The organism is Sabulicella rubraurantiaca (assembly GCF_017355885.1).
Classification (GTDB): Bacteria; Pseudomonadota; Alphaproteobacteria; order Acetobacterales; family Acetobacteraceae; genus Roseococcus; species Roseococcus rubraurantiacus.
Window position 1 is genome coordinate 20,170 of record NZ_JAFEUU010000021.1, and the last position, 13,422, is coordinate 33,591.

Here is a 13,422-nt window from a genome sequence, read left to right on the forward strand (position 1 = left end):
GCGAAGCTGGGAATGACCGCAGGACTATCCGGGTGGGTCTGTCCTTTTTCGGATCTCGGCGAGCTCGCGCCGCAGGGCTCGCACCTCCTCGAAGCGGCGGGTCACGTCCCGCAGGATGGCGGCCATGCCTTCCATCTGCCCGTCGGGCGCGTGGAGCGGCACGATGGTGAACTCGAGCGAGATGCGGTCGCCATCCCCCCGCAGCCCCGGCACCGCGAGCAGCTCGCCCGCGCCGTAGCGGCTCTCGCCCGTTTCCATGACGCGCTGGAACCCGGCCCAGTGACGCGCCCGCTGCGGCTCGGGGATGATGATGTCGAGCGACTGGCCCAGCGCCTCGGCGGCGGGGAAGCCGAAGATGCGCTCGGCGCCTGGGTTCCAGAAGCGGATGAGGCCGTCTCGGTCGGCCACGACGATGGCGTCGGAGGCCGGGCCGAGCAGCGCACGGCCCACGCGGTCCAGCTCCGTGGCGCTCCACTCCCCGTCACTCACGCCACCGTCTCCCCCACGGCCAGGGCTTTCCACCCTCAATCCACGGTCACATTGGCCGTGCGGATGACCTCGCCCCAGCGCGTGACCTCCGACCGCAGCAACTCACCCGTCTGGGCGGGATTGCGCCCCTCCGCCAGAAGCCCGATCTCGCGCAGCCGCGCGGTCATCGCAGGTTCGCGGACGATGCGCGCCACTTCCGAGGAAACCCGCTCCACGATGGCGGGCGGCGTTCCCGCGGGCGCGAGCAGCATCGACCACGTGCTGACGGCAAAGTCGGGGATGCCCTGCTCCTCGATGGTGGGGATGTTGGGGGCAAAGGCCGCGCGCTCGCTGCTCGCAATGCCCAGCGCGCGGATGGTGCCGGCCTCGAACTGAGGGTGCAGCGCGGAGTTGACGTCGAACATCGCGCCGATATTGCCGGCCATGAGATCCTGCAACGCAGGCTGGGTCCCGCGATACGGCGCATGGACCATGCGGATCCCGGTGCGCATCTTCAGCAGTTCCATGGCCAGGTGCGCGGTCGAGCCGATGCCGCTTGACCCATAGGTGATCGCATCGGGCCGGCCCCTGGCGTGTTCGATGAACTCCCGCAGGGTGCGGGCCGGCAAGCTCCTTCCGCCGGCGAGAACCAGGGGCGAGGTGGCGACGAGCGAGACCGGCGCGAAGCTGGTAACCGGGTCGAAAGGCATTTTCCCCGCCTGGAGCGTCGCATTCGCCGCATGGGCGGGAAGCACCATGACAAACGTATGGCCATCGGGAGGGCTGGAAGCCGCGACGCCCACTCCGAGGATGCTGTTCGCCCCTGGACGGTTCTCCACCACCACTGGCTGCCGCAATGCGCGCGAAAGCGGCTCCGCGACCAAGCGGGTGGAAAGATCGGTGAAGCCGCCGGGCGTGTAGGGCACGATGATCCTGATCGGCCTTGTCGGATAGTCGGAGGCTTGGGCCATGAATGCAGCGCTGGCGGCACCGCCCCCCAGGACGGCAAGCGCCGTGCGACGAGGCAGGGCGACCCTGCTGGTGCTCCGTTTATTCATTGGCGCTTCTCCCATTCTCTTGCCGCGCGGAATTGCAGCCCTTCCGTCTCAGCGAGCGCTGGGGAAGGTCGGTTTCGACAATGGTCGTCGCCTCGGGCGGGAAAGTGAAGTGGGGCAGGGTGCGTCATCCTCGCGCCCGCCATGTCGGGCCGGCCGCGTCGTTAGCCCTGGTTGCGGTCGCTGAAGATGTGGAGCTGGTCTTCCACCTCGAGGCGGATGCGGCCGCGCCCCGGGCGGTGCAGGCGAATTGGCGCCTGCTTGTCCTCAAGTCTCCGCTGAAGGAGGAGGAGCCGCGTTTCCAGATTGTCCTTCAGCTCCGGCAGGCGCATTCCGGCATCGGCACGGATCTCACGGTTCGTGAAGTCGATCCGGCCGGAGGTCGAATAGGCGTCGAGCATCCACATCAAAAGCCGGCCAGGGACGCCCTTGACCAGGTATTCGTGGTCGATGAACACGCTGTCGTCCTGGGCGTGGTGCACCACCTGCACGGCACGACCCTTGGCGGCCTCCGCTCCGCGCGGCGGGAGGAGGGGGGCGGCTTCTCCCGTCTCGGCTTCGGCCAGCGCAATTGCGAGGCCCAACTGGCGGGCCACCAGGGAGAGCACGACACCATCCTCGGCGTCGAAGGCTAGGCGCCGGGTGCTTTCCAGGAAGAGCATGCCCTGCAAGCGTCCCTGCGCCTCCATCGGCACCGCGATCTGGCTCATTGCATCAGGCAGGCGTGGCAGGGCGACCGAGCGCGTGCGCGCCTCCTGCTCGGAACTGGCGACGATGGCGGCGCCATAGCGGCGCAGGCGGCTTGCATCGCCCACGCGCATGGGACGCCGGTCCTGCGCGGCCAAGCCGATCAGCCCCTCGCCGAGCGGTACCTCGGCCCCGATCCCGCTTGCTCCGTAGCCGCGGCTGCCCAGGGCGACGAGGCAACCACGAGCTGGTTCATGCAGCAGCAGAAGCGCCGCCTCGTGACCGAAGGCGGAGGCCAGCGCATCGAGCACGGCATCCACCATGCCACCCAGATCCGTCGCACGCATCAGCGCCTCGGTCACGGCAAGGGCGCGCCCGAGACCCTGGCTGGAAGGCCGGTCCTGTGGCGTCGCTTCCTGCTCGCTCTGCACCCGCCGCACGTCGAGCACATCGAAGATGTCGATGGCGCGCAGCTTCATCACATCCGCCATGCCGAGCTGTTCGCTCGTCGCGCGCAGGTCTGCTGCCATGCGATCGAAGGCCGGGCCGGTATGCACGCTCTCGCGGTAGAGGATGTCGAGCCGGTGCTGCGTGCCGCTCCGTGGGTCCACCACCAGCAGGGCGGCGCGCGGGTTTCCGCGCAGGTTGGTCGAAGTCTTGGAAAAGAACTGGTTCGAGAGAGCAACCTGGGAATCGCCAAGCCGCGCGACATGGGAAAGATAGGAGATATTCGGCGTGCCGTCCGAGGCCAGGGTGCAGAGGATGGAGGGCACCACGCCGTCGAAGCAGGGATCGAGGGCCGAGAGCGGAATCGTCATGCGGTGTGGCTGGACAGGACCTGGCCTGCCCGCGGGCCCGGCGTCTGGACGAAAACCTGCCGGGGCCTGATGCGCAACGCCACCAGATCACGCCGGGACCGCCAAGGCGCCGTGATTGCGGGCGGCATGCCGAGCCCTGCCAGCACCTCGACAATCTCGGCGGCGTAGCGCGCCGCACGGTCCTGAAGTGCGGGTGTCAGGGGCGCGACGCGGTCCACCTGCCCTTTCACCTGATACGTCACGTAGTCCGTGGGCCGGGCAAAGGTCACGGCAATGGCCCCGTTCGCACGCGCCTGCGATACCGTCTGCGGCCACTGCCAGGCTGAGACGATGAGGTGCAGGGCGCCGCCTCCCGCCTCGACGGAAGCGCCCAGACCGCGCCCGATTTCCGGCACTCCCCCGATCCCGGTCCCGACAATGATCATGACCGGGGACTCGAGAAAGGCGGCGAGTTCCGCATCGATCAGGCAGGTCTCGGCAGATCGCATGCAGCAAAGGCTAGTCGAATAGGAAAATCTTAAGAAGCGAGTGAACTGCTTAAGGAAGATTTAGGAAGCGGCCGCGCGGTGGCCGGGTCTAAGGCCTGGGCCGATATCACGGCGGAGGAGCCCCTGGCATGAGCACCGAAACTCCCATCCTGATGCCGCAGCGCGCGGTCGCCATCATCGGTGCCGGCCCGGCCGGTCTGGCTGCTGGCGCCTGGCTGGCGGCTCAGGGCTTCGAGCCTGTCCTGTTCGAGGCTGCCGACGAACCCGGTGGCCAGTGGAACGCCTCCTCGCCGATGAGCGGCACATGGCCCGGCATGCGGACCAACACGAGCCGGGTCATGACCGCCTTTGCCGATCTGGACCATGCGCCGGGAACGGCCGCGTTTCCGACCCAGGAGGAGATGCTGCACTACCTGCTTCGCTATGCAGCCCAGGCTGGCCTGCTGCCGCGGCTTCGGCTCGGGACCCGGGTCGAGCATCTTGGCCGGGCCGAAGCCAGGCAAGGGTGGTTGCTGCACTCGCGGGCGCGCGGGAAGCTGCATGTCGAACAGTTCACGCGCGTCATCGTGGCCACGGGGCGCTACAATTCCCCCTCCTTCCCGGAGGTCCCGGGCCTCGACAGCTTCTCCGGCGGGGGCGGTGTCAGCCACGGCTTCGACTATGCCGGCCCGGCCAGGTACCGCGACCGCTCGGTCGTCGTCGCCGGCTGTTCCATCAGCGCGCTGGAGATTGCCTCGGATCTGGCGCTGGCAGGGGCGCGTCGCGTGACCGTGACGCTGCGCCGGCAGCGCTACGTTCTGCAGAAGCTGACGGGCGGCGTCCCGACGGATCATGTCGCCTTCACGCGCTTCGCCGCACTGGCCGGGGAAGCCCTTCCCCCCGCCGCAGTGGCCGAGGCGCTTCGGCATTTCGTGGTATCGAGCGCCGGCAGCCCGGAGCAGGCAGGGGCGCCGCAGCCGGACGCGGACATCTTCACGGCGGGTCTGACTTTGTCGCAGCATTACCTGACCCTCGTCGCCGAAGGGCGGATCCGCGTCCGGCCCTGGATCTCTGGCGTCGCCGGGCAGCAGGTGAGCTTTGCCGATGGCAGTGCGGAACCCGCCACGGACGCGCTCATCTTCGGTACCGGCTACCGCCTCTCGCTCCCCTTCTTGGCGTCAGAAATCAGGGAAGCCCTGGACCTGGACGAGCAGCACATCGACCTGCACGACCATACCTTTCACCCGGAGCTGGAGGGCCTCGCCTTCCTCGGTCTTTTCGACCAGGCTGGCCCCTATTTCCCGGTGCTGGAGTTGCAGGCTCGCTGGCTGGCCTATGTCTGGTCCGGCGTCGTGGCGCCGCCGGGGACCGCGTCCATGCGCGAGGGGCTTGCTTCCTGCCGCGCACGGCGAGGCGGCCCGCAGACCGTGCCGATGCATGCCATGGCTCTGCTCTTCGCCCGGAATGCCGGCGTCGAGCCGGACCCGGATCTTTGGCCGGAGCTTCGCCGGGCTCTGCTCTTCGGCCCGCTTTCTCCGGTCTCGTTCCGGCTGTCAGGTCCGGACCGGCGCAATGACGCAGCTTCACGCACCCTGGCCGATGCCGCCCGCTTCGGCTGTCTCACCTCCTCCCTGATGACGGCGGAGGAGGCGGCACGGTGGGAGAAAGTCAGGTCCCTTCTCCATGCGGATGCAGCGTAATTAAAAGCCATGGCATGGAAAGGTCGGGTCCGTGAGGTCCGCGTCACCCCTATCAGGCCATCGGCATTTGGGGGTGGCGAGCGAGATGCATCACCGTTGCGCCCAGCGACGCTGAAGGTCCGGCCAGGCGGCAGCGCGCTTGGTCGGACCCTCGATCCCGTCTTGACTTGATTCCTGGAGCAGTGCTTCCGCGCCCTCATTTGCATCCCGCACGCAATGAGGCATTCCCAAGCGCTGCGGGTTAGGCTTCAACCAGAGGCACTCGCCCAGCGAGTTTTCTTGAAAGGGATCGATTCATGTCGAAGGCGCTGATTGTCGAGACGATCAAGGCAAACGTCGAGATTAGTGGGGTGGCCGCCACGCGGCTGGCCGGCGAGATCCTGGGCGCGCTGCGCGAGGAGTTGGTGAAGGAGGGGCGCCTGGCCCTGCCCGAGATCGGCTCCCTGACCGTGCGCGAGCGGGCGGCACGCTCGGGCTTCAACCCGCGCACCCAGGAGAAGATCAAGATCAAGGCCGGCGCGGCGATCAAGTTCCGCCCCTCGGTCTCGCTCAAGACGGACGCCCTGGCGGGGCTCAAGAAGGCCAAGCGCAAGGCCACCAAGGGCTGAAGCGCGAGGACGAAGTTCTTTTTCCCGGCGGCCGCTGTAATGGTGGCCGCCGATTTTGTCGTTCCCACAGCCTGCATCGGGGAGACGGACGGGACGGCTTCCGGGCGGCGAGGCCCGTCAGCAAGGGCGAGCCACGTCTTCGCCGGGCCCTCGTGGCATCCTTAGACTCGATTGAGTTCGCTCAGCACGCCAATGCGCGAACGTCCTCGGAGGAGAGCGGCATCTCCCCAGCCCACGGCCCGAGCTTCGTGTTGCGCACGACCGTTGGCATCCTAGGAAAGACCCGACGCCGAGCGATATGGCCCGTCCCTCGGCCGTGTCGGGGCGTCGCACCCAGCGTTGATATCCTGGCGGCCCATGTAAACTCGAACGAAACAATCCATACTGCTCGGCAACGGAAGGAGCGTCGGTTCCATGGACAGGGAGACGAGGACACCCGGAATCCCCCGTGCGCCTCGTCAGGATCTCTGGACCCGAGCATCATCCCGCCCCGGCCAGGGGGAGGGCCTGTCCAGCGAGGCGCTCTTCCAGGCGGTTGGGGACAATGCCTACGAGCTGGACCGGGATTTCCGCTTCCTCTCCTTCAATTCGAACTGCGAGAGCTACTACGGCATCCCGGCCGAGCAGGCCCTGGGCGGCTCGATCTTCGATGTGCTCCCGGGCGCGCGGGAAAGCACGCTCGAGGCGCTCCTGCGCTCCGCAATGGCATCGGGTCGTCCGGTCCGCGTAGAGATGGCCGGTGTCGTGCACCCCGAACGCTGGCTGGAGGTGACGGTCTTTCCCACGGCACGCGGCGTCGGGGTCGCCTTTCGCGACCGCACGAATGAGCGCCTGGCGGTCACGGCCCTCCGGGAAAGCGAGGAGCGCCTGCGCCTCGCGCAGGAGGCGGGGGATGTCGGACTTTGGGATTGGGATCTCCGGACAGGAAAGGTCTTCTGGTCCGACGTCTATCGCCGGATCTGGAACGTTCCGCCCGAACTGACGGAACCCAGCCTCGAGCTGTTCTCGGCTTCCATTCACCCGGATGACCGGGACCGAGTTCTCGCGCGGCTCTTCCAGGCGCTCCATGACCCGGCGGTCCGTTCCTATAGCGACGAGTTCCGCGTGCCACGCAGCGGCGAGGGTGACCGATGGGTCCTCGCCCGTGGCGAGATCGCCCGCGATCCCCTGTCGAAGATCGCCTTGCGCGTGACGGGCGTGTGCATCGACGTGACGGACCGGAAAGCGGCCGAAGAGGCTCTGCGCGAGAGCGAACGGCGCCTGCGCCTCGCGCAGGAGGCCGGAGGGGTCGGCTCCTGGGATTGGGATGTGGTGACCGACCAGCTCCACTGGTCGGAAAGCTGCCACCGGATGCACGGCACCGATCCATCCTCCCCGGTCACCTTCGGGACCTGGAGCACGGGCATTCATCCCGACGACCAGGAAGGCGTGCAGGCGGCGCTGCAGCAGGCACTTGAGGACGGAAGCAGGGGCTGGTCCATCGAGTGCCGCTACCGCCGCTGGTCCGACCAGTCGCTTCGCTGGATCGGCGGCCGCGGCAGCATCCTGCGCGACCCGGAGACGGGTGTACCGCTGCGTGTGCTGGGCGTCGCGCTGGACCTCACGGAGCGCAGGGAGGCGGAGGAGAAGCAGCGCCTCCTCGCACGCGAACTAGACCACCGCGCCAAGAATGCGCTCGCGGTCGTCCTGGCCGCCGTACGCTTGACCTCCAAGGCAGACCCGGCCGCCTTCGCGGCTTCGATCGAAGGGCGGGTGGAGGCGCTCGCCAGGGCCCATACGGTGCTGGCCGAGGGGCGCTGGGCCGGGGCGAATCTGCGAGCTCTCGCCGAGGCGGAGCTTCACGCCTTCTCACCTCACGACTCATCGCAGGGCAGCACGGCCTCCCGTGTACTGCTCGAGGGGCCTGACCTGCAGCTCGATCCCTCGGCGACCCAGGCCCTTGCGATGGCCCTGCATGAACTGGCCACCAACGCTACGAAGTACGGCGCGCTGTCTGGCCCATGTGGGCAGGTGCTGCTGCGCTGGTGCGTGGATGAGGCCGCGGACCTGCTGTGCCTGACATGGGAAGAGAGGGGCGCACCCACTCCCGTGAAGCCGCCCGCGCGCGCCGGGTTTGGAACGCGGGTGATCGAGGCAACGCTGGCGGACCAGTTGGGCGGAAAGGTGCAGCGTCGCTGGGAACCCCAAGGCCTTTTGTGCGAGGTGCAATTGCCCCTCGATGCCATCGCCCCGCTCCGTGCCAAGCGCGTCGCCGAGCCGCATTAGCACGCGGATTTCCGGCCGGGGCGCAAGCGCCCTGGTGTGCGCCAAGTACGGCCGGGATATGGCCAAACGGTGCCGGATGGAGTGATCCTTCGACGGCGAGGCCCTGCCGCCGGATCGCGGGGCCGCTCGGAGGCTCGACTGCATGAATGGCGTCCTTGGGTGTGACTTCCTGGTGATCGGGGCCGGGTCAGCCGGGTGCGTGCTGGCCAGTCGGCTTTCGGAGAACCCCGACCATCGCGTGGTCCTGCTCGAGGCGGGCGGCAGGGACAGCGACCCGCTGCTTCGCATCCCCGCAGCCGTCGGCCGCAACGTGGAAGCCCCGCAGCACAACTGGAACTACGAGAGCGAGCCGGAGCCGGAACTGAACGGCCGGCGCGTCTTCTGCGCCCGCGGAAAGGTGCTGGGCGGTTCCAGCTCCATCAACGGCATGATCTACATCCGTGGCCATCCCCGCGATTTCGACGACTGGCGGCAGCGCGGCTGCACCGGCTGGTCCTACGACGAAGTCCTGCCCTTCTTCCGCAACGCGGAACGTAGCGAGCGCGGCGCGGACGAGTTCCACGGCGATCAAGGCCCGCTCCATGTCAGCCTGGGCCGCCCTGTCCCCCCGATCTGCGAGGCCTTCCTCGCCGCTGCGGCGGCCGAGGGCTATCCGGTGCATGTGGATTTCAACGGGGTCAGCCAGGAAGGCTTCGGGCATTACGACCTGACCACCCGCCGTGGCCGCCGCTGGAGCACCGCCAGCGCCTATCTGCGCCCGGCCTTGAGCCGGACCAACCTCACGGTGCTGACCCGTGCCGAGGTGCTGCGGCTAATCCTGCAGAATGGTCGCGTCACCGGCGCCGAGATCCTGCGGGACGGCGTGCCCATGCGGATCGAGGTGTCCAGGGAGACGGTGCTGGCCGCTGGCGTCTTCAACTCGCCCAAGCTCCTCATGCTCTCCGGCATCGGCCCGGCGGAGCACCTGATGGAGCATGGCATTCGCGTGCTGTTGGACCGAGCCGCCGTGGGTGGCAACCTGCTGGACCACCTTTCCTACCGCATGCACTACGCCTGTCGTGGGCCGGTGACCGCCTATGCCCATACGAGGCCGCTGCGTGGCGCGAAGGCGCTGCTGGACTACGCCCTGACGGGACGCGGCATCATCGCCAACACGCCCTTTTCCACCGGCGGGTTCTTCCGCTCCAGCGACGACCTTGAGGTTCCCGACATGCAACTGGGCATGGCCATCGGCCTCATGCCGGCGCGCGGCCGGCTGCCCGAGCGGGAAGGCTTCACCGTCACCGTCCGGCAGGGCCGCCCGAGCAGCCATGGCACCGTCCGCCTCCGCTCGCCTGACCCCAGCGCCGCTCCCGTCATCGCCCCGCGCTACCTCAGCAACCCTGCCGACCTTCCCGTGCTGGTTCGCGGCATCCGCCGCATCCGCCATGTGCTGCTGGGGCCGGTCCTGGCCCCCTATATCGAGCGCGAGTTGGTGCCGGGGCCGGAGGGAGACGAGGATGTCGGGCTGATCGAGAGCATCCGCGCCGTCTCGAACACCACGCATCATTTCGTCGGAACCTGCCGCATGGGCGGGGACCAAGACTCCGTGGTCGATCCCGAACTCCGCCTGCGCGGGGTGGACGGGTTGCGCGTGGCGGACGCCTCCATCATGCCCGCCCATATCAACGGCAACACCAATGCCGCGACCATCATGATCGCCGAGAAGGCCGCGGCGATGATCGCGGCGCGATGAGCTCGGGCCTTAGCGTCCCCCGAAACCCATGGCGCCATTGCTTCGAGGGGAGATAGGCTTCGCGGCGCAACCTTTGCCGGAGGGATGAACGGATGTATCGCCGCTCACTAATGAAGGGCACCGCCGCCTTTGGGGCCGCACTTGCCGCGCCCGGCGTCGCGTTTGGACAGGCCCGCACGCTGCGCTTCATCCCACAGATCGACCTCGCCTTCCTCGACCCGCACTGGACCACGGCAAACGTCACCCGCAACCACGGCTTCATGGTGTTCGACACGCTCTACGGGCATGACCAGAACTTCGTCGCCCAGCCGCAAATGGCCGAGGGCCACACCATCGAGGATGACGGCAAGCGCTGGACCATCCACCTGCGCGAGGGATTGGTCTTCCATGATGGCGAGCCCGTCCTGGCGAAGGATTGCGTGGCGAGCCTCCGCCGCTGGGCCGCGCGCGACGCCTTTGGCGGTGCCCTGATGCGCGCCACGGACGAGCTTTCCGCGCCCGACGACCGCACGATCGTCTTCCGCCTGAAGAAGCCCTTCCCCCTGCTGCCGGACGCGTTGGGCAAGTCCACGGCGATGATGGCCGCCATCATGCCGGAGCGCATCGCACGCACCGATCCCGGCACGCAGATCTCCGAGGTGATCGGCAGTGGCCCCTACCGCTACATCCAAGGCGAGCGGCTACAGGGTTCCCGCAACGTCTATGCACGTTTCGACCGGTACCGCCCGCGCGAGGGCGGCCCGGCGCTCGGCACGGCCGGCCCCAAGGTGGCGCATTTCGAACGCGTGGTCTGGACCACCATTCCCGACGCTTCGACCGCCGCCGGCGCGGTGATGGCAGGCGAGCAGGATTGGTATGAGCAGGTGGCGCACGATCTAAGGCCGGTGCTGGCCCGTTCGCGTGGCGTGCGTCTGCAGGTGCAGGAGGAAACCGGCACCATCGGTATGCTGCGGCCGAACCACACCCAGGCGCCGTTCAACAATCCCGAGATCCGGCGCGTGCTCATGCGCGCAATCGACCAGGCGGCCTACATGCAGGCCATCGTGGGCGATGACCGCTCCTTCTACCACGTGCCCACCGGCTTCTTCTGCCCCGGCACGCCGATGGCAAGCGAAGTGGCGCTGGAGCCGCTTCGCAATCCGCCCGATTTCGAGGCGGTGAAGCGGGACCTGGTGGCGGCCGGCTACAAGGGCGAGAAGGTGGTGCTGCTGGTGCCGACCGACTACGTCACCATGAGGGCCATGGGCGACGTGGCCGCGGACATGCTGCGCCGAGTCGGGGTGAACCTGGACTACCTCGCCACGGATTGGGGCACGATGCTCCAACGCCGCAACAACCGCGGCCCGGTGGAAAGTGGCGGCTGGAGCCTCTTCGTCACGAGCTGGACCGGCACGGACTGGATCAACCCCGCCACCCATATCTCCATCCGCGGCGTGGGCGCCTCCGGCTATGCGGGTTGGAACGAGAGCGCCCGTCTCGAGGAGCTTTACAATGCCTGGTTCGAGGCCCCTGACCTCGCCGCGCAGCAGGCAGTCTGCCAGCACATCCAGCGCGCCTGCATGGAGGAGGTGCCTTACTATCCGCTCGGTCAGTACAAGCAGCAGACCGCCTTCCGTGGGCTGCGGGACCTGCAGCCAGGGTTCAGCAAGTTCTGGGGAGTCCGACCCGCCTGAGGCCGCTCGCCGAGCTGCTCCACGGTAGGGCAGGTGCCTCCTCGGGCTTGACCGGTAGGCGCCGCGCCTTGACGGGACCCACACAGGCCGGCGATGACTCGGTAAAGGGGAACGACGCCATGGACGGAATCCTGACCGACGCTTCGGCGAGGGCAACAGCCACGACCTGGCTCGGCGATTTCGAGGCGGCGCTGGCTTCCGGCGAAGCGACGCGCCTCGTGGCGCTCTTCGCCGAGGAATGCCACTGGCGCGACATCCTGGCCTTCACCTGGAACCTGCGCACGATTTCGGGTGCTTCGGCCATCGCGGAAGGGATGGTGCCGACGCTGCAACGTATGGCACCACGGGGGCCGGGCCTCGCGGGCGGCCGCACGCCGCCGCGGCGAGTGGGCCGCGCCGGCATGGAGGCGATCGAGGCGATCTTTTCCTTCGAGACCTCGGTCGGCCCCTGTGATGGCGTGGTGCGCCTGGTCCATGAAGGCGGGCGGCCGCGCGCCTGGACCCTGATGACCTCGCTGCGCGAGATCCGCGGCCACGAGGACCCGGCCAATGGCCAGCGCTGGCAGGATGTGGACTGGAAGCGCAATTTCGGCGGAGAGAACTGGCTCGACCGGCGCAACAAGGCGCGCGCCTATGCCGACCGCGATCCGGCAGTGCTGGTGGTCGGCGCGGCGCAGGCTGGGCTGTCCGTCGCGGCGCGGCTGACCCAGCTTGGCGTGGACACGCTGGTGGTGGAACGGGAGGCGCGGGCCGGCGACAGCTGGCGCCGCCGCTACCACGCACTGACGCTGCACAATGAGACGCGCGTCAACCACCTGCCTTACATGCCCTTCCCACGCTCCTGGCCGGTTTTCATCCCGAAGGACATGCTGGCGAACTGGTTCGAGATCTACGCCGAGGCGATGGAACTCAATGTCTGGACCGGGACCGAGCTTGTCAGCGGCACCTGGGACGAGGCCGCTGGCTGCTGGGAGGTGCTGCTTCGGCACCAGGACGGGAGCGAGCGTCGCATGCGGCCGCGGCATATCGTCTTCGCCAATGGCGTGAGCACCACGCCGGTGATGCCGGAGCTCCCAGGCCTCAAGGAGTTCCGCGGCGCAGTGCGGCATTCGGGCCGCTACGGCAGCGGCATGGACTGGAAGGGAAAGCGCGCGCTGGTGGTGGGCACCGGCACTTCCGGTCACGATGTGGCGCAGGATCTCTGCGTCTCGGGGGCATCGGAGGTGACGCTGGTCCAGCGCAGCCCCACCCTCGTTGTCAGCCTGAAGGAGGCGCAGGCGCCCTACGCGCTCTACGACGAGGAGATCCCCTTCGAGGACAAGGACCTGCTCGCCACCTCCTTCCCGTTCCCGGTCTATCGCCGCGCGCATCAGCTCATGACGACGAGGAACCACGAGGCGGATCGGGAGCTGCTGGAGGGGCTGGAACGCCAAGGTTTCCGCCTGACGTCCGGGGAGGACGGCACCGGTTGGCAGATCATGTATCTGAGCCGCGGCGGCGGTTACTACTTCGACGCCGGATGTTCCCAGATGGTCGTCGATGGCCGTGTCGGGCTGATCCAATACGCGGATATCGAGAGGTTCGGCCCAGACGGGCCGATCATGAAGGACGGGTCGGTGCGGCCCGCCGACCTGATCGTGCTGGCCACCGGCTACGAGGGGCAGGCGGAAGCGGCGCGCCGGATCCTGGGCGATGCCGTGGGCGACCGGATCGGCCCCGTCTGGGGTTTCGACGAGGAGGGGGAGCTGAACGGGATGTGGCGCCCCACCGGCCAGCCGGGTCTCTGGTTCCATGCCGGAGGGCTGGCGCAGTGTCGCATCTTCTCGAAGGTGCTCGCGCTGCAGATCAAGGCGAGGGAGCTCGGGATCACCACCTGATCCGGCACTGCCGGCTGTCCGGCAGGCGCGTCTGGCGTCGACGGTTTACGGGGTCAGCCGCCAGCGCGC

10 protein-coding genes are annotated in these 13,422 nt (G+C 68.2%); 6 read left to right on the forward strand and 4 right to left on the reverse strand.

Annotation, left to right across the window (positions count from 1 at the left end; translation table 11 throughout):
- Positions 1–24: 24 nt before the first annotated feature.
- The 4 genes from JTJ31_RS21860 to JTJ31_RS21875 all read right to left on the reverse strand — a co-directional run bounded on the left by JTJ31_RS21860 (position 25) and on the right by JTJ31_RS21875 (position 3,516).
- Positions 25–489 carry a PAS domain S-box protein gene (locus tag JTJ31_RS21860; protein ID WP_207540872.1) on the reverse strand — a complete coding sequence of 155 codons (465 nt, stop codon included), beginning with the start codon at positions 487–489 and terminating at the stop codon, positions 25–27.
- A 35-nt stretch (positions 490–524) separates the two neighbouring features.
- Positions 525–1,526, reverse strand: a complete 1,002-nt coding sequence (locus JTJ31_RS21865; protein ID WP_207540873.1) for a Bug family tripartite tricarboxylate transporter substrate binding protein — start codon at positions 1,524–1,526, stop codon at positions 525–527.
- A gap of 161 nt (positions 1,527–1,687) precedes the next feature.
- Positions 1,688–3,028, reverse strand: a complete 1,341-nt coding sequence (locus JTJ31_RS21870; RefSeq protein WP_207540874.1) for a GAF domain-containing protein — start codon at positions 3,026–3,028, stop codon at positions 1,688–1,690.
- Positions 3,025–3,516: a hypothetical protein gene (locus JTJ31_RS21875; RefSeq protein WP_207540875.1), complete on the reverse strand. Its 492-nt coding sequence runs from the start codon at positions 3,514–3,516 to the stop codon at positions 3,025–3,027. Before JTJ31_RS21875 ends, JTJ31_RS21870 begins: the two co-directional genes overlap by 4 nt.
- 128 nt (positions 3,517–3,644) lie before the next feature.
- Between JTJ31_RS21875 and JTJ31_RS21880 the strand changes: the two genes are divergently transcribed.
- The 6 genes from JTJ31_RS21880 to JTJ31_RS21905 all read left to right on the forward strand — a co-directional run bounded on the left by JTJ31_RS21880 (position 3,645) and on the right by JTJ31_RS21905 (position 13,353).
- Positions 3,645–5,195, forward strand: coding sequence for a flavin-containing monooxygenase (locus JTJ31_RS21880; protein WP_207540876.1), 1,551 nt, complete (start codon positions 3,645–3,647; stop codon positions 5,193–5,195).
- A gap of 296 nt (positions 5,196–5,491) precedes the next feature.
- Positions 5,492–5,803 (forward strand): HU family DNA-binding protein, encoded by a 312-nt coding sequence (locus JTJ31_RS21885; RefSeq protein WP_207540877.1) that lies wholly within the window; start codon positions 5,492–5,494, stop codon positions 5,801–5,803.
- Positions 5,804–6,217: 414 nt separating this feature from the next.
- Positions 6,218–8,068, forward strand: coding sequence for a sensor histidine kinase (locus JTJ31_RS21890; protein ID WP_207540878.1), 1,851 nt, complete (start codon positions 6,218–6,220; stop codon positions 8,066–8,068).
- A gap of 142 nt (positions 8,069–8,210) precedes the next feature.
- Complete coding sequence (locus JTJ31_RS21895) at positions 8,211–9,803, forward strand: GMC family oxidoreductase (RefSeq protein WP_207540879.1); 1,593 nt, start codon at positions 8,211–8,213, stop codon at positions 9,801–9,803.
- A 92-nt stretch (positions 9,804–9,895) separates the two neighbouring features.
- Positions 9,896–11,476, forward strand: coding sequence for an ABC transporter substrate-binding protein (locus JTJ31_RS21900; RefSeq protein WP_207540880.1), 1,581 nt, complete (start codon positions 9,896–9,898; stop codon positions 11,474–11,476).
- Between the two features lie 119 nt (positions 11,477–11,595).
- Entirely contained in the window at positions 11,596–13,353 is a 1,758-nt protein-coding gene (locus JTJ31_RS21905; RefSeq protein ID WP_207540881.1) for a flavin-containing monooxygenase, read from the forward strand.
- The last annotated feature ends 69 nt before the right edge of the window (positions 13,354–13,422 follow it).

Excerpts from the sequence above, each read along its gene's own strand:
- JTJ31_RS21900 (WP_207540880.1), top strand. The coding sequence starts at position 9,896 with ATGTATCGCCGCTCACTAATGAAGGGCACCGCCGCCTTTGGGGCCGCA.
- JTJ31_RS21895 (WP_207540879.1), top strand. The coding sequence starts at position 8,211 with ATGAATGGCGTCCTTGGGTGTGACTTCCTGGTGATCGGGGCCGGGTCA.
- JTJ31_RS21905 (WP_207540881.1), top strand. The coding sequence starts at position 11,596 with ATGGACGGAATCCTGACCGACGCTTCGGCGAGGGCAACAGCCACGACC.
- JTJ31_RS21885 (WP_207540877.1), top strand. The coding sequence starts at position 5,492 with ATGTCGAAGGCGCTGATTGTCGAGACGATCAAGGCAAACGTCGAGATT.
- JTJ31_RS21890 (WP_207540878.1), top strand. The coding sequence starts at position 6,218 with ATGGACAGGGAGACGAGGACACCCGGAATCCCCCGTGCGCCTCGTCAG.
- JTJ31_RS21875 (WP_207540875.1), bottom strand. The coding sequence starts at position 3,516 with ATGCGATCTGCCGAGACCTGCCTGATCGATGCGGAACTCGCCGCCTTT.
- JTJ31_RS21865 (WP_207540873.1), bottom strand. The coding sequence starts at position 1,526 with ATGAATAAACGGAGCACCAGCAGGGTCGCCCTGCCTCGTCGCACGGCG.
- JTJ31_RS21870 (WP_207540874.1), bottom strand. The coding sequence starts at position 3,028 with ATGACGATTCCGCTCTCGGCCCTCGATCCCTGCTTCGACGGCGTGGTG.
- JTJ31_RS21880 (WP_207540876.1), top strand. The coding sequence starts at position 3,645 with ATGAGCACCGAAACTCCCATCCTGATGCCGCAGCGCGCGGTCGCCATC.